Annotated in this window: 15 protein-coding genes; 6 read left to right on the top strand and 9 right to left on the bottom strand. The window is 70.6% G+C overall.

Going from position 1 to position 15,358, the window contains the following annotated elements:
- Positions 1–93: 93 nt before the first annotated feature.
- Complete coding sequence (locus tag ACYQPG_RS06165; protein ID WP_147908459.1) at positions 94–1,665, top strand: SpoVR family protein; 1,572 nt, start codon at positions 94–96, stop codon at positions 1,663–1,665.
- 348 nt (positions 1,666–2,013) lie between these two features.
- Complete coding sequence (locus tag ACYQPG_RS06170) at positions 2,014–2,442, top strand: PaaI family thioesterase (RefSeq protein ID WP_147908458.1); 429 nt, start codon at positions 2,014–2,016, stop codon at positions 2,440–2,442.
- A 263-nt stretch (positions 2,443–2,705) separates the two neighbouring features.
- On the opposite strand, the gene ACYQPG_RS06175 is transcribed toward ACYQPG_RS06170, so the two are convergent.
- The 4 genes from ACYQPG_RS06175 to glyA form a co-directional block, all read right to left on the bottom strand.
- Complete coding sequence (locus tag ACYQPG_RS06175; protein WP_147940119.1) at positions 2,706–3,332, bottom strand: riboflavin synthase; 627 nt, start codon at positions 3,330–3,332, stop codon at positions 2,706–2,708.
- 4 nt (positions 3,333–3,336) lie between these two features.
- Positions 3,337–4,443 carry a bifunctional diaminohydroxyphosphoribosylaminopyrimidine deaminase/5-amino-6-(5-phosphoribosylamino)uracil reductase RibD gene (ribD, locus tag ACYQPG_RS06180; protein ID WP_461230541.1) on the bottom strand — a complete coding sequence of 369 codons (1,107 nt, stop codon included), beginning with the start codon at positions 4,441–4,443 and terminating at the stop codon, positions 3,337–3,339.
- A complete protein-coding gene (nrdR, locus tag ACYQPG_RS06185; protein ID WP_461230542.1) occupies positions 4,440–4,979 on the bottom strand; it encodes a transcriptional regulator NrdR in 540 nt (179 codons plus the stop codon). Before nrdR ends, ribD begins: the two co-directional genes overlap by 4 nt.
- A gap of 102 nt (positions 4,980–5,081) precedes the next feature.
- Positions 5,082–6,386, bottom strand: coding sequence for a serine hydroxymethyltransferase (gene glyA, locus ACYQPG_RS06190; RefSeq protein WP_147940121.1), 1,305 nt, complete (start codon positions 6,384–6,386; stop codon positions 5,082–5,084).
- Positions 6,387–6,990: 604 nt separating this feature from the next.
- Here glyA and ACYQPG_RS06195 point away from each other — a divergent pair.
- Positions 6,991–7,305: a hypothetical protein gene (locus ACYQPG_RS06195; protein ID WP_461230543.1), complete on the top strand. Its 315-nt coding sequence runs from the start codon at positions 6,991–6,993 to the stop codon at positions 7,303–7,305.
- The gene (locus ACYQPG_RS06200; RefSeq protein ID WP_147908453.1) at positions 7,302–7,748 is read left to right on the top strand and encodes a hypothetical protein; all 447 of its coding nucleotides are present in this window, start codon (positions 7,302–7,304) and stop codon (positions 7,746–7,748) included. The genes ACYQPG_RS06195 and ACYQPG_RS06200 overlap by 4 nt, the downstream gene beginning before the upstream one ends.
- Before the next feature lie 93 nt (positions 7,749–7,841).
- On the opposite strand, the gene ACYQPG_RS06205 is transcribed toward ACYQPG_RS06200, so the two are convergent.
- The 4 genes from ACYQPG_RS06205 to ACYQPG_RS06220 form a co-directional block, all read right to left on the bottom strand.
- Complete coding sequence (locus ACYQPG_RS06205; RefSeq protein WP_147856674.1) at positions 7,842–8,159, bottom strand: cupin domain-containing protein; 318 nt, start codon at positions 8,157–8,159, stop codon at positions 7,842–7,844.
- A gap of 75 nt (positions 8,160–8,234) precedes the next feature.
- The gene (locus tag ACYQPG_RS06210; RefSeq protein WP_461230544.1) at positions 8,235–8,981 is read right to left on the bottom strand and encodes a DUF937 domain-containing protein; all 747 of its coding nucleotides are present in this window, start codon (positions 8,979–8,981) and stop codon (positions 8,235–8,237) included.
- Positions 8,982–9,136: 155 nt separating this feature from the next.
- Entirely contained in the window at positions 9,137–10,561 is a 1,425-nt protein-coding gene (locus tag ACYQPG_RS06215) for an MATE family efflux transporter (protein WP_461230545.1), read from the bottom strand.
- 8 nt (positions 10,562–10,569) lie between these two features.
- Positions 10,570–12,564, bottom strand: coding sequence for a monovalent cation:proton antiporter-2 (CPA2) family protein (locus ACYQPG_RS06220; protein ID WP_461230546.1), 1,995 nt, complete (start codon positions 12,562–12,564; stop codon positions 10,570–10,572).
- 203 nt (positions 12,565–12,767) lie between these two features.
- Between ACYQPG_RS06220 and ACYQPG_RS06225 the strand changes: the two genes are divergently transcribed.
- Together ACYQPG_RS06225 and ACYQPG_RS06230 are read left to right on the top strand one after the other, a co-directional pair.
- Complete coding sequence (locus ACYQPG_RS06225; protein ID WP_419828967.1) at positions 12,768–13,013, top strand: type II toxin-antitoxin system ParD family antitoxin; 246 nt, start codon at positions 12,768–12,770, stop codon at positions 13,011–13,013.
- Positions 13,003–13,302, top strand: coding sequence for a type II toxin-antitoxin system RelE/ParE family toxin (locus ACYQPG_RS06230; protein WP_461230547.1), 300 nt, complete (start codon positions 13,003–13,005; stop codon positions 13,300–13,302). The genes ACYQPG_RS06225 and ACYQPG_RS06230 overlap by 11 nt, the downstream gene beginning before the upstream one ends.
- Before the next feature lie 173 nt (positions 13,303–13,475).
- On the opposite strand, the gene ACYQPG_RS06235 is transcribed toward ACYQPG_RS06230, so the two are convergent.
- Positions 13,476–15,083, bottom strand: a complete 1,608-nt coding sequence (locus ACYQPG_RS06235) for a glucosamine inositolphosphorylceramide transferase family protein (protein ID WP_461230548.1) — start codon at positions 15,081–15,083, stop codon at positions 13,476–13,478.
- Positions 15,084–15,358 lie beyond the last annotated feature (275 nt).

Below are 15,358 nucleotides of genomic sequence, written 5' to 3' on the forward strand. Positions count from 1 at the left end.
ACGCGCCGCCGCGTTTCCCTTCCTGCTCCATGGGGGGAGGGCGCCCGCGCCCCGCGGGCATACGAGACACGCTTCGGTCGATCGGGAGGCTGCATGACAAGCGTCAAGCCACGGACGCCCCAGACCATCTCCGGCGGCCAGAAACCCCTGTTCACCGGCAACGACTGGGACTTCGACACGATCCGGCGCATCCACGACGCCTGCGAGGGCATCGCCGGGCCGGAACTCGGGCTGTCCTGGTACCCGAACCAGATCGAGATCATCACGGCCGAGCAGATGCTCGACGCCTACGCGTCGATCGGCATGCCGCTGTTCTACAAGCACTGGTCGTTCGGCAAGCACTTCGCCCAGCACGAGGCCGGCTACCGGCGCGGCCTGATGGGGCTCGCCTACGAGATCGTCATCAACTCGGACCCGTGCATCTCCTACGTGATGGAGGAGAACACGGCGACGATGCAGACGCTGGTGATCGCGCACGCCGCCTTCGGCCATAACCACTTCTTCAAGAACAATTATTTGTTCCGGCAGTGGACCGACGCGGAAGGCATCCTGGATTATCTGGATTTCGCGAAAAGCTTCATCGCCCGCTGCGAGGAGCGCTACGGCCACCAGGCGGTGGAGCAGGTGCTCGACGCCGCCCACGCGCTGATGAGCCAGGGCGTCCACCGCTACCCGCGCAAGAAGCGGCCGGACCTCGCCTCCGAGCAGCGCCGCGAGCGCGAGCGGGTCGAGCACGGCGAGCAGATCTACAACGATCTGTGGCGTACCCTGCCGCAGAAGACCGGGGCCGTGCGCTCCGACGCGGCCGCCGAGCGGCGCAAGGCCCTGCTCGAACTGCCGCAGGAAAACATTCTGTACTTTTTGGAGAAGGTCGCGCCGCGGCTGCGCCCCTGGCAGCGCGAGATCCTGCGCATCGTCCGCCTGGTGGCGCAGTACTTCTATCCGCAGCGCCAGACCAAGGTGATGAACGAGGGCTGCGCGACCTACAGCCACTACCGGATCATGAATTCCCTGTCCGAGAAGGGGCTGATCACCGAGGCGGCCTACCTCGAATTCCTGCAATCGCACACCAACGTGATCCGGCAGCCGACCTACGACGACCGCTCCTATGGCGGCCACAACCCGTACGCGATCGGCTTCGCGATGATGCAGGACATCGCCCGCATCGTGGAGCAGCCGACCCAGGAGGACCGGGCGTGGTTCCCCGACATCGCCGGCACCGGCGACGCCATGGCGGTGCTGCGCGATTGCTGGGCGAATTACCGCGACGAGAGCTTCATCCAGCAGTTCCTGTCGCCCAAGCTGATGCGCGACCTGCGCCTGTTCCACGTGGTCGACGACCCCGACGAGCCGGAACTGCGCGTCGAGGCGATCCACGACGAGCGCGGCTACCGCAAGATGCGCCGCTCCTTCGCCCGCCAGTACGACGTCGCCTGGCTCGATCCCGATATCGAGGTGGTGGACGTGGACCTGGAGGGCGACCGCCGGCTGATCCTGCACCACAAGGCGCTCAACAAGATCACCCTGCAGAAGGACGACGCCAAGCGGGTGCTCCAGCACCTTGCCGACCTGTGGGGCTACGACGTGGTCCTCAAGGAGGTCGAGCCCGCCACCGGCACGGTGCTGGGCGAGATCAGCGCCAGCGCGCGGCCGATCTTTTTTTGACCAGTGGACCCGCTGCCATCGCGGGCATGCCTCTTGGCGGCACGGCAACGGTTGCTTGAAGAGTGATCGTCCAAAGGCCTACAGCTCGCACGGCCGGTTAAACATCCACTTTGTCATCCCGGGGCCGCGTAGCGGAACCCGGGATCCATAACCGCCGACAGTTCCAAGGTCCTGCCCCGACAGCGGATCTGGATTCCGGGCTCGCCTGCGGCGCCCCGGAATGACAAGGCGGTTCATTCTGAACTGTTTTACCAGACACGCTGAAGTAGATCGGGCTCGCCGCGACTTCAGGTGGATTTAGCGCCCTGACTGGATTGCCCCGGCCCCCACCCCATGCTGCAAGCAGGCATGAACGCCCCGATCCTCACCCTCGAAGAAACCAACACTTTCCTCGACCGCGAATTCCCTCAGATGCAGGCGGGCGGGCGCGCCTTCCATCTCGAGGCGGTGGGGCCGCTCACGGCGCGGATGCGGATGGAGGGGCAGGAACGCTTCCTGCGGCCGGGGGGCACGGTGTCGGGGCCGGCCATGATGGCGCTGGCCGATTACGCGCTCTACGCGGCGATCCTCGCCAATATCGGCCCGGTCGCCCTGGCGGTGACCACGAGCCTGACCTTCAACTTCCTGCGCAAGCCCGCCCCGGGAGACCTCGTGGCCGAATGCCGCCTGCTCAAGCTCGGGCGGCGGCTGGCGGTGGGCGAGGTCGGGATCACCGCGCCCGGCAGCGACGCCCTCGTCTGCCACGCCACCGGGACCTACGCGATCCCGCCGCGCTAGAGCATGATGACGCTGTCTTGGCAGGGCAGTCGGCGGAGCGGACTCAAACGCCGGTCCGGTCCTGATCAACGCCCGTCCAACTCTCACCCCTCATCCTGAGGTGGCGACGCGCAGCGGCGCCCTCGAAGGAGCCCTCCAGTCTGCTCGCGATCCCTGGAGGGCTCCTTCGAGGCTCGCTTCGCTCACACCTCAGGATGAGGGCGGTGGGCTGGATGAGCGTCGATCAAGATCAAGCCGGACCCTGTCATGTACCGTGCCCGCGGTTAGGCCCCCGGCTGCGCCTCGGTGAGCCGGGCGGCGTAGCGGGCGATCAGGTCGACCTCCAGGTTCAGCTTGTCGCCGGCGCGCCGCTCCCCCCAGGTGGTGACCTGGAGGGTGTGGGGGATCAGCAGCACCGAGAAGACGTCGCCGTCCACGCTGTTCACCGTGAGCGAGGTGCCGTCGAGGCAGACCGAGCCCTTCTCGGCGATGAAGCGCGACAGGCCCGCCGGGGCGCGCAGGGTGAAGCGGTCGCTCGGTCCCCAGGCGCCGGCCGTGACGCTCTCCCGCTCCAGGATTTCGGCGACGCCGTCGACATGGCCGGTGACCAGGTGGCCACCGAGCTCGTCGCCGATCTTGAGGGAGCGTTCCAGGTTGATGCGCGCCCCCGCCGTCCAGCGGCCGACCGTGGTGCGGGCCAGGGTCTCGGCGGCGGCATCCACCGCGAAGACGCAGCCGCCCGCATCCGGCTCCACCGAGACCGCCGTCAGGCACGGGCCCGAGCACGCGATCGAGGCGCCGAGCGCGATGGTGGACGGGTCGTAGGAGGCGCGGATCGCGATCCGGCGCAGGTCGCCTTCGCCCGCGATCGAGACGATGGTGCCGACGTCGCTGACGAGACCGGTGAACATTGTTTTACGACATCCTCTCGTAGGTGGCGGCCTCGTCGGGGCCGAGCTGCAGCCGCTCGGCCAGCGTGAATCTCTCGCTCGCCAAAGCGTCGCTCAGATCCGGGCCGAGCGCCTTCAGGCCGCCCGCCGGGCCGAGTTCGTCCGGTCCCGTGACCAGCGTGCAGGCCTCGATCAGATCGGCCCGCGCCAGGGCATCGGCAAGGCGTGGGCCGCCCTCGCTGCACAGGCGCGTCAAACCGCGCTCCCCGAGATGCGCCAGCGCGGTCGGCAACTCGACGCGGCCCGTGACATCCGCGGGCAGGATGGCGATCTCGACGCCCAGTGCCTCCAGGGCCCGGCGGGCATGGGCGGGGGCCGAGCGGGTGGTGAGGACCAGCGTGGCGGTGTCCCGGGCGGTCCGGGCCAGCACGCTGGCGGGCGAGAGCATCAGGTGCGAATCGATCACGATCCGCAGGGGCGAGCGGGTGCCCAGGCCCGGCAGCCGCACCGTGAGGGACGGGTCGTCCGCCCGGGCGGTGCCGATGCCGATCAGGATCGCGTCGGCATGCGCCCGCCAGAGATGCACCGCGCCGTCGGCCACCGGGCCGGTGATCCGCAGCCGCTCCGGGCCGGCGCTCGCGCAGAAGCCGTCGCGGGTGCGGGCGAGCTTCAGGTGCACCGCCGGCCGGCCGCGGGTCACCCGGGTGATGTGGCCGATATGATCGCGGGCCGCGAGATCCCGCATCAGCCCGGTCTCGACCGCGACGCCGGCGGCTCGCAGGAGCGCGTGGCCGCGCCCGGCCACCCGGGCATCCGGGTCCTCGACGGCACTGACCACCCGGGCGATCCCGGCGGCCAGGATCGCGTCGGTGCAGGGCGGCGTGCGGCCGTGATGGGAGCACGGCTCCAGGGTGACGTAGAGGGTCGCGCCCCGGGCGGCGGCGCCGGCCTCGACGAGCGCCAGGGGCTCGCCGTGCGGCCGGCCGCCGGGCGCGGTCGCCCCGGTGCCGAGGATCCTGCCGGTGCCGGGCTCGACCACGACGGCGCCCACCGACGGGTTCGGCCAGGTGGTGCCGAGCCCGCGCCGGCCGAGCGCCAGGGCGAGGCGCATGAAGGTCGCGTCGTCGCTCATGGCCGGGCAGTCCGGCGGCGGGGCGGTGAATCGGGCTCTTCGGGGTCCTCCGGGGCGGGACCCGGCCCGGCGCCCACGGTGAGCAGGCCGTCGCCCAGGGTCCCGAGCAGGTCCTCGAAATCCTTGGCCTCGCGAAAATTCTTGTAGACCGAGGCGAAGCGCACGTAGGCGACGTCGTCGAGACCTTTGAGCCCCGCCATCACCAGTTCGCCGATCGCCTCAGAGGTGACCTCCGGCTCGCCGGCGCTCTCGAGCTGCCGGGTGATGCCGCTGACCAGCCGCTCGATCCGGTCGGGCTCGACCGCGCGCTTGCGCAGGGCCACGTCGATCGAGCGCTGGAGCTTGTCCCGGTCGAACGGCACGCGCTTGCCCGAGCGCTTGAGCACCACGACCTCGCGCAGCTGCACCCGCTCGAAGGTGGTGAAGCGGCCGGCGCAATCCGGGCAGACCCGGCGGCGCCGGATCGCGGCGCCGTCCTCGGAGGGCCGCGAATCCTTCACCTGCGTCTCGGAGCCGCCGCAATAGGGACACCGCATGGGATCTGCACTCGACGCATGGAAACGGCCGCGGACCGGTCGGGTCCGCGGCCGTTTCCTAGACTACACGCGGACGGGCCGGAAGGCCGCCGCGCACCGGCCTCAGCCGTAGATCGGGAACCGGTCGGTCAGGGCGTGGACGCGGCTCTTCACCGAGGCCTCGACCTCCGGATCGCCGGCCTCGCCCTTGGCCACCATGCCGTCCAGCACCTCGACGATGAAGCCGCCGATCTGCTTGAACTCGGCGACGCCGAAGCCGCGCGAGGTGCCGGCCGGGGTGCCGAGCCGGATGCCCGACGTGATCGTCGGCTTCTGGGTGTCGAACGGCACGCCGTTCTTGTTGCAGGTGATGTCGGCCCGCGACAGGGCGGCCTCGGCGGCCTTGCCGGTGAGGCCCTTCCGCTGCAGGTCCACCAGCATCAGGTGGTTGTCGGTGCCGCCCGAGGTGATGTCGTAGCCCCCCGACATCAGGGTGTCGGCGAGCGCCTTGGCGTTCTCCACCACCTGGCGGGCGTAGATCTTGAACTCGGGCCGGAGCGCCTCGCCGAAGGCCACCGCCTTGCCGGCGATGACGTGCATCAGCGGGCCGCCCTGGAGGCCGGGGAAGATCGCCGAGTTGAACTTCTTGGCGAGCGCCTCGTCGTTCGTGAGGATCATGCCGCCGCGGGGGCCGCGGAGCGTCTTGTGCGTGGTGGTGGTGACCACGTGGGCGTGCGGGAACGGCGACGGATGCACGCCGGCCGCGATCAGGCCGGCGAAGTGGGCCGCGTCGACCATGAAGTAGGCGCCGACGGAATCGGCGATCTCGCGGAACTTGGCGAAGTCCCAGTGGCGCGGGTAGCCCGAGCCGCCGGCGATGATCACCTTCGGCTTGTGCTCCTCGGCGAGGGCGGCGACCTGCTCCATGTCGATGCGCTGGTCATCGCGGCGCACCGTGTAGGAGACCGGCTTGAACCACTTGCCCGAGACGTTGGGCGGGGCGCCGTGAGTGAGGTGGCCGCCGGCCGCGAGGTCGAGGCCCAGGAAGGTGTCGCCGGGCTGCATCAGGGCCAGGAACACGCCCTGGTTGGCCTGCGAGCCGGAATTCGGCTGCACGTTGGCGAAGCCGCAATCGAACAGGCGCTTGGCGCGATCGATGGCGAGGTTCTCGGCGATGTCCACGAACTGGCAGCCGCCGTAGTAGCGCCGGCCCGGATAGCCTTCCGCGTACTTGTTGGTCAGCACCGAGCCCTGCGCTTCCAGCACGGCGCGGGAGACGATGTTCTCCGAGGCGATCAGCTCGATCTCGTGCTGCTGGCGTCCGAGTTCCTTCGACACCGCCTCGGCGATCTCGGGATCGGCCTCGGTCAGCGGGGCCGCGAAGAAGCTGTTCGAGAAGTGCTTGTCGGCGGCGGTACCGGCGCTCATGGTCTGCCTCTGTTCTGGAAGGGGCGGGGCCCGGCCTTTCGTCGGCGTGCACGGGCGGGCATTCGTGCGGGATTCCTACACGGGCCGGCCCGTGCCGCCAAGCACAGGCATTTTGGATCGGCGCAAAGAATAATTTGCCGCAGGTGAGATGCTTCGCGCAGGTGAGATGTTTGGCGCTGTCGGCCCGCAGTGGGCGCGCGATCCTAGAAGCGCCCAGAATCGCTTGACATCAGGAAAATAATCATGGAATAAAACAAGAACGAACGTGATGGGCAGCAGCGCCATGTGAAGTCATGACCAGGATCCGACCTTAGCGTATGCCATCGCAGAACTTCGTCTCAGTCTGGCTTTCATTGCCCTTCGCCTTCTAGACATCAAAGCCGGATTCAGACCCGATCAGCCGCGCGACTGCAATGGCCGATGGTGCGGAGGGAACGGCTCGCTGACCGTCGTTCGAAGGGACCGAACGGGCGATGCTCGGATCGACGCGAAGACGGATGAGCTTCTCGATGTTCTCAAGGACGTCGTCGAGAGCACGGAGCCTGGAGAGGGGTTTTTATACGGTCTTCAGATCCATGCGAAGCTGGCAGCGCGGCTGCGTGAATTGGATCTTCCCGGTATTGGCCGGGACGGTGTCGAGCAGAGTTTCGTCGCCGGTGACGTCGTTCGGCACGGTTTTTCAGGAAGCATACGCACGGATGTGCTTCTCCGGGATGGTCGAACCAGCGCCGCGCCAATCAGGGCAATCTGGGACATCAAGACCGGTGAAGAAGGACTATCGCCAAATCGCGTTCGCGCATTGAGAACGGGTGCGGGCGTCGACGAAAGCATTCCGGTTATCGAGATTCATCTTCTTCGGGGTATTTCAGTGAAAAGCCATTTCTCGGTTGCTGTTCGGGTCGGAGTTGGTGACGCATGAGTATGGAAGCGTATGCGCTATGCCCGCGACCGCTCACCAGCAGATCGGAGTGGCAGGCTGCCATTGACGCGCTTGGCTTTGATCTGCGGCTGGGCTCAGAAAAGATCCCCCCTGCTTCGTCGGGACATCTGCCGGCGATGCGGAAAGGTCGGGAGACGGGCTTCGAATGCTCAGTCATCCCGTTGTCGGATCTGACCGAAACCTATGCAGAGATTGATTTCGGTGGCTCTTGGCCTTGCGTGTATGCCTTCAGCTTCGGTGCCATCTCAGAATCGATCGGTGCACTGATTGCGATCGCGGCCTGCGTGAAGCTGGTCGGAGGGCTCGCCTTCTATCCGCAGGAGGGCCGATTGCTGACCGCCGATCAGGCGGTCGAGTACGCGCGCGACACGGTGCCCGCCGCCGAGGATCTGGAGAAGCGGCTTAACGGGGGAGCAGGATGATCCAGAACAGAACCGTGCCCTGACGGAGACCTGTTCTCGAGCGCGTCGCCTGACCGGCCGTGCCTTGGATGGGATTCCCGAAACGTATTCCTCTCAGCCCTGCGCTGAAAGATTCGTCTCCACCAGCACGGTCTCGGTCTCGAACGCGGCGGCATGCCACGTCCCGGCGGGGAAATGGAACACGCTGCCGGCGGCGAACGGCGTGCGGCCCTGCTCGGTCTCGAGGAATCCGGAGCCGGAGATCACCTGCACGAACTGCTCGTGATCGTGGCTGTGGCGCCCCGCCGAGACGCCCGCGGGCACCACGACCCGCACGAGGCTCGCCCCGGCACCCGGGATCGTGCGCTTGGCGACGCCGTTGGCGGCGACGGTCTCTGCGCGGGCGTCCCAGGCGGTCAGGTGGTCGGTCATCGGGGCATCTCCTTCGCCGCGGGAGATGCGTCCCGGCCGCACCGGGTCAACCGGCGCCGTATCGCCGACCGCGCGTCAACCGGTCCCGCCCTCGGGGCCGCGGCCGCGCCGGGGCTTCGGCGGGCTCGGCTCGGGCTTCGGCGGGGCCGGAGCCGCGGGTTGTCCCGACGACGGCCAGAAGGTCTCGAACAGCTCCTGCATCGCCCGGATGTTGTTGCCCTGCACCTCGGCGCCGGTGCGCATCATCTGCTCGATCATCGCGGAGCCCGCCTCGCCGGCCTTTTCCCCGGCCGACTTGGGGGCGGGCTTCGGCGGCGGGGCCGGGGCCGCGGTGGCGCCGGGCATGAACGCCTTGGCCATCTCGCCCCAGGCCGGGCCAAACGGGAACGGCACGGGGGGCGGGGGCGCGGCCGGCCGGGCCTGCGCGGGCTCGGCCTGCGGCGGGTTGAGCATGACGTGGACGATGCTCGTCACCACGGCGCCGGCCATCATCGGCAGCATCTGGCGCAGCACCTGGGCGCCGACGCCGCTGGTGGCGGAGGCTTGGCGCAGCACCGCCTGCATCAGCGGGGCCGAGCCGAACATCTGGGTGAGGGCTTCGAGGCCCTGGGGCGCGGCGGCGCGGGCGGCTTCGGGCATCCCGAACATCCGGGCGAAGCTGCTCGGGTCGAGGCCGGCGCCGCGCTGGAGCCCGAGGGTCAGGGCCGGCATCAAGGCCTCGAAGGCGCGGGCGGTCTGCTCGGGGCTCAGGCCGAATTGCTGGGCCATCGCCTGGATCCCGGCCTCGCCCTGGGCCTGGAACATCTCGAGCGGGTTGAACATGACGCCTCGTCCCCGTCCCGGTCGAACCGGCCGAGACGGGGCATGGTGACCGGTTGCGCGGCGAAATACCAGTTCCCGCGAGAGGAACTTGTGCTCAGATCGGCCCGCCCCGGACGATCGGGCGGTATTCCGCGCCGGACCGGGCGCCTCCGGGCTCAGCTCACCGGCCCGGGATGGGGGTGGCCGGCCGGCAGCGGCGGGGCGTTCTGCGCCGGCTGCGGCTGCGGCACGCGCCCGCCCCGCGCCTCCAGCCGGTCGACGGTGCGGCGGGCGAGCAGGATGCCGAGGATGCCGAAGACCAGCGAGCCGAGGCCCATCCCGGCGACCACCCCGCGCGGGCCGTAGAGCGCGGCGCCGAGCATCGCGGGCGGCACGGTGCCCAGCGTCGCCCGGCCCCAGTTCAGCAGGGTCGAGCGGACCGGGAAGCCGAGGTTGTTGAACGCGGCGTTGCCGAGGAACAGCAGCCCGTTGAAGAACCAGATCGCCCCGCCGGCGAGGCAGAAGAAGCCGAACAGGTCGCGCGCCACGCCCTGCAGCCCGAACAGGGACGCCAGGGGCTCGCGGGCGAGCGCCAGCAGCAGCCAGACCACGGCCACGTAGACCAGCGTCACCCGGACCGCCTCGCGCAGCACCCCGCGCATCCGGTCGAACCGGCCCGCGCCCCAGTTCTGCGCCAGGATCGGGCCGATCGCCCCCGACAGGGCGAACAGGCCCCCGAAGGCCACCGGGGTCAGCCGGTCGATCACGGCGGCGGCCGCCACCGCGTCTGCCCCGTAGCCGGCAAAGAGCCGGGCCAGGAAGGCGCTCGCCACCGAGGGCGCGAGGTTGGTCAGCACCGCCGGCCCGGCGACCGCCGCCAGCACGGGCGCATCGGCGACCATGTCGGCCACCCGCGGCAGGCCGAGCAGATGGTGCCGCATGACCCCGCGCAGGCCCACCGCCACGAAGGTCGCCCGCGCCACGCAGACCGTGATCGCCGCGCCCTCGACGCCGAGGCCGGCGCCGAAGATCAGCAGCGGATCGAGCGCCGCGGTGACGATGGCGCCCGCCAGCGTCACCAGCATGGCCTGCCGGGCCGCGCCGACCGCCCGGAGCAGGCCGGTGAACAGCATGCCGGCGGCGAGCAGCAGGTTCGACGGGAGCGTGATGGCCAGGAACAGCCCCGCCACCCGCAGCGCCTCGCCGCGCGCGCCGATCAGGCTCAGCAGCGGGTCCGACAGGGCGAAGATCAGCGCCGCGATGACGGCCGCGGCCAGGCTCCCCAACCCCAGCGCCGAGCTCGACAGGCGCCGTGCCGCCGCCCGGTCGCCCGCGCCCACCGCCTTGCCCACCAGCGCGCCGGCGGCGATCATCAGGCCGATATTCACCGCGGTGGCAAAGAACTGCACGATCGCCGCGAAGCCGATCGCCGCGGTGAGGTTCGGGTCGCCGAGCTTCGAGACGTAGAACAGCGACAGCAGGTCGACCACGAAGATCGCCATCAGCCCCACGGAGCCGGTGGCGGCCATCACGACCACGTGCCGGAGGATCGAGCCGCTGACGAACCGGCCCGCCGGGGCCGGGGGCAGGCCGTCAGGCATCGGGACGCTCATGCATCCCGGGCGCTGCCTTCCGATTCCAGCTCGGATTCCGGCTCGCCCTCGGCCTCACCCTCGCCGTCGGCTCCGGGCGCGTCGGGCTCCTGCGGGGCGAGGGCGGGCTTGTCCAGGACCCGCTCGGCCGCCTCGCGCCGGTCGTTGCCGATCAGGTCGCGGGTCTCGGTGCTCAAGGCGCGCGCCGGGCGGACCGGCTCGGTCAGCGGCTCGGGCTTCAGCCCCGCGGCGGCGCCGCGCATCCAGCCGGCGCCGTCCGGCAGGGCGCCCGCCTGCTGCAGCACCAGGCGGGCGATGTCGCGCTTGCGCACGTCCTCGGCCCGGGCCGCGGCCACCTCCGGGGACAGGCCGAGCCCCTCCAGCGCCGCCCGCCCGAACGCGAGGGCGGATTCCGCGGTCTCGCGGATCTGGAAGTCGACGTCCCGGTTCATCAGCTCGACGGCGTGCAGGCGGTCGTAGGCCCGCACGAAGGTGCGCACGCTGGCGAATTCCTCGTGCACGATGTCGACGATCTTGAGCGCCCCGGCGCGGTCGTCGACGCAGATGCAGACCAGCTCGACCCGGCCGATCCCGGCGGCGCGCAGCACGTCGAGCCGTGTGCCGTCGCCGTAATAGATCCGGAAGCCGAAGCGCGAGGCCGCGCGCAGCTGCTCCACGTCCTTGTCGATCACGGTGACCGGGATGCCCTCGGCGAGCAGCACCTGGGTCAGCACCTGACCGAACCGGCCGAAGCCGATCACCAGCACCCGGGCCTCGCCGCTCTCGGCCAGCTCCGCGGAGGGCTCCGACACGTCGGGCTGCCCGCGGGCGGTGCGGCGCTCGATCAGCTTGTCGAGGCCCTTGGCGGCGATCGGCCCGATCAGCATGGTGAGCGCGGCCAGCGCCACCGCGAAGCGCGTCGCCGTCGGGCCGGTGAGCCCGAGATCCTCCGCCTGCGGCAGCAGCACGAACGCGAACTCGCCCGCCGGCGCCAGCACAGCCGCACCGCGCAGCGCCCCGAGCGTGTCCGAGCCGAACAGCCGGAACAGGCCGGCGACCAGCGCGACCTTGACCAGGATCGCCCCCAGCGTCGCCCCGAACAGGGCCGGCCAGACCTCCCGCACCAGGCTGCCGTCGATCGACATGCCGACGCTCATGAAGAACAGGCCGAGCAGCATGCCGCGGAACGGCTCGATCTCGGCCTCGAGCTGGTGGCGGAAGTTCGATTCGGCGAGCAGGATGCCGGCCAGGAACGCGCCCATCGCCATCGACAGGCCGACCTGCTCCATCAGCAGCGCGGTGCCGAGCACCACGAGCAGCGCCGCCGCGGTCAGCACCTCGCGGGCGCCGCTGGCCGCCAGCAGCCGGAAGAACGGGTTCAGGCCGTAGCGGCCGACCAGCACCACCGCCAGGATCGCCGCCACCGCCTTGCCAGTGGACATCGCCGCCGCCCCGAGCCAGGGACCGCCGGCCCCGCCGCCGGCCGTGGCCAAGAGCGGCATCAGCGCCAGGATGCCGACCACCGAGAGGTCCTGGAACAGCAGCACCGCGAAGGCGCGGCCGCCATAGGCGCTGCCGAGGTCGCCCCGCTCCTCCAGGAGCTGCAGCGCCACCGCGGTGGCCGACAGGGCCAGCGCGATGCCGATCACCGTGGCCGCCCCGAGGCTGAGCCCGGCGGCCAGCCCGACGCCGCCGAGCACCAGCGCGCAGGCCACGAGCTGCGCCGCGCCGAGGCCGAAGATGTCCCGCCGCATCGAGACCAGCTGCGACAGGTGCAGCTCCAGCCCGACGATGAACAGCAGCAGCACCACGCCGATCTCGGCGACGCTCGCCGCGGTTTCGGGCTCGGCGATCAGCGACAGGCCGGACGGGCCGATCAGCACGCCGGCGACTAGGTATCCGAGCACCGCGCTCTGGCCGATCAGCCGGAACACCGGCACGCCGATCACCGCGGCCGCCAGGAAGGTCAGGACCGGCGGCAGGAAGCTCGCATGTTCGACGGGACTCGCCATGCAGGTCTTCTCGGCGGATGGCTTCGGGTTCGTGGGCGCAGGCCCGGCTTAGCGTGCGCGGCGCCGCGATGCGAGATGCGCGGGGGTGCCAATCGGCACAAGCGGGCTTTTCGGTCGGCGGGGATGCGGGCTCATGAGGGGCCGTCCGGTACCCTGCGCGTCCGATACCAAAATATGGTATCCTCTGGTATCAGGGGGCTGCCATGGCGAAGAACACATCCGTCTCGCTCGGGGACCATTTTGCCGGGTTCATCGATCGTCAGGTCACCGACGGGCGCTACGGATCGGCCAGTGAGGTCGTTCGCGCGGGTCTGCGCCTGCTCGAAGAGCATGAGATGAAGGTCACCGCGCTTCGAGCAGCCCTTGTCGCCGGGGAACGGTCCGGTCCCGCGGAGGAACTGGACAGTCCCGCGTTCCTGCAGGCGATGCCGGCCGAGTATGGCCGCTAGCCCCGGCGCCCGGTTCACCCCCCCTGGCACGTGCCGACCGGGAAGAGATCTGGCGCTACGCGTTCGGGCTGTGGTCACCAGACCAAGCCGATCGCTACCATCGGAGGATCGTGGACGTGGCCGGCGAACTTGCCACCGGCGCGAAGGTCGGCTGCACCGTCGAGATCCGCGCCGGCTATCTCGATACGCGGTCGGATCGCATGTCATAGTCTACCGGCAGACAGGTGCCGTGATCGATGTCATCCGCATCCTGCATCGGCGCATGGATGTGCCGTCCGGCCTATCCTGACGCGGCTTGATCGCGACCAGCTGAGAGTTTCGACCTTCGTCAGTCGAGGGCGCGCACGGCGTTCAGTCGCTGTGTTCAAGAGCGTCATCGCGGGCCAGCGCGTGGCTCTGCTGGAAGCGTTGCTCGGGTCCGGCAGCGCGCGGTCGATCCGGGCGCTGGCGACGTGGCCCTGATCACCCCAGCAGCCGCGCCCGGGCCCGGCGCGAGCCGTCGATGAACTCGAAGCCGCCGGCCGCGCTCAGCATGTGCAGGCGCGAGCCGGGCCAGGCCGCCCCGGGGCCGAGGCGCGTCTCCACGCGCTGCTCGTAGCCGTCCCCGTCGAGGCGCAGGATCCGGGCGAGGCCGAGCGCCGCGCCGTAGCCCTGGCGGCAATCCTGCACCGGCCGGATCAGGGCGCCGTCGCGGGCCACGATCGGTCCCGCCGCCCGGGCCGAGCCGACATCGATCAGCACGGGGTTGCGCGGGTGCGGCGTCCAGGGGCCGCGGAAATGCGGCGCGTGCCAGAGGTGGAGGGTGTCGGAATAGCTACCCCCGCCCGCCCGGACCGTGGCGAACATCCACCAGCGCCCCTCGTGGTGCAGCAGCGTGGCGTCGCCCGCCACCACGTGGTCGACCAGCACCGCCTCGTGCACCCAGCCCCCCGGGAAGGCGGTCGCCCGATAGAGGTCGATCGTGCCCGAGGCGTGGGATTCCGGGATCATCCAGACCGCCCCGTCCGCCTCGAACACGAACGGGTAGGACAGGTGGGTGTCGAGCTCCAGAACCGGCTCCGGACGGCCGCGCGGCCCGGACGCGTCGAAGCTCAGGGCCGAGATCACGCCCTTGCCGCGGCGATAGTCGAATTCCTCGACGAACAGGGTGACCGACCCGCCATGCGCGATCGCGAACGGGTCGGCGTAGAAGCGCCGCCCGTCGTCGGGCAGGTCGGTCCAGCCGCCCTCGGGGTGGCGGCGCAGATCGATCAGGTCCGGGCCGACGACGCGGCGCCAGCCGACCCGCCATTGCGGGCGGTGGAAGCAGAGCGCGTAGAGCCGGCGGGCGACCTGCCGGGCCAGGCCGCCGGCGGCGCGCCGGCTGACGCCGAGGCCGTCGAGGTCGAAGCGCGACGCCGGTTGCAGCGCCGCCCCGGACCCGTCCGGCAGGTGCGTCGAGGCGGCGCCGTCCAGGGCGGCGGCGATCAGCGTGATGGTCCGGGCGAGGTAATCCTCGAACGCGGCCAGCATCACCGTGTGGGATTCCGCGCCGAGGCGCCCGACCGCCACCGGGGCACCGTCCGAACCGCGCAGGGCCGCCACCGGCGCGTTGCCGGCGAACAGGGCGGCGAGCAGCCCGGCCTCGCCCGGCATCCCGTCGAAATCGAGCCGCCAGACCGGGGGGGCGGTGACGGCGGGATCGTCCGTCCCGCCCGACAGGTCGAGGACGAGGTCGGCGTCCTCCGCCGGAGCGTCCGCCCCGTAGGCGGCCAGCGCCACCGGCTCGGCCGGCGTGGCCAGGCCCGGCCGGGGCAGGCCGTGGATCGCCGCCTCCAGGCGGAACAGCAACTCGGCATTGGGCGGCAGCCCCTGCGCGCCCGCGACCCAGGCGACCCGGACGCGCCGGCCAAGACCCTGTCCGAGCTGGTCGAGGAGGCGGATGTGCCAGCCGCGCAGGGTCCGGCGGTCGAGCCGCACGGCGATCCGCAGCAGGACCGGGCGCGGGGCGGCCGCCCGGGGCTCCGGCCAGACCGGCCCGCGGCCGACCCCGGGGGCCGGCCCGTCGGCGCCTCCGATCGCCCGCTCCATCAGACGCACCCGCGCGGCGTGTCGAATCCCGTAGCGACGCTCACCGCGAATCCAGTTCCCGAACAAGCGCGAAGACAGCCGACGATACGGTTGTCGCACGCACGAATGCTATCGCTCCGTAGCACGATCAAACAAGTCTCGTCGCAGGTTCTCCGCGCTAAGCGGTTAATCCGCGCGGAGTCTGTTGATGAACGCGGGAGCCTGCCTCGACCGCATCGCGATAACCCACCGTTACGCAGCCGTGATACCATGCCGCGCGGTGATCCCCGGGGCCG

It is taken from the genome of Methylobacterium sp. CM6246, assembly GCF_054818005.1.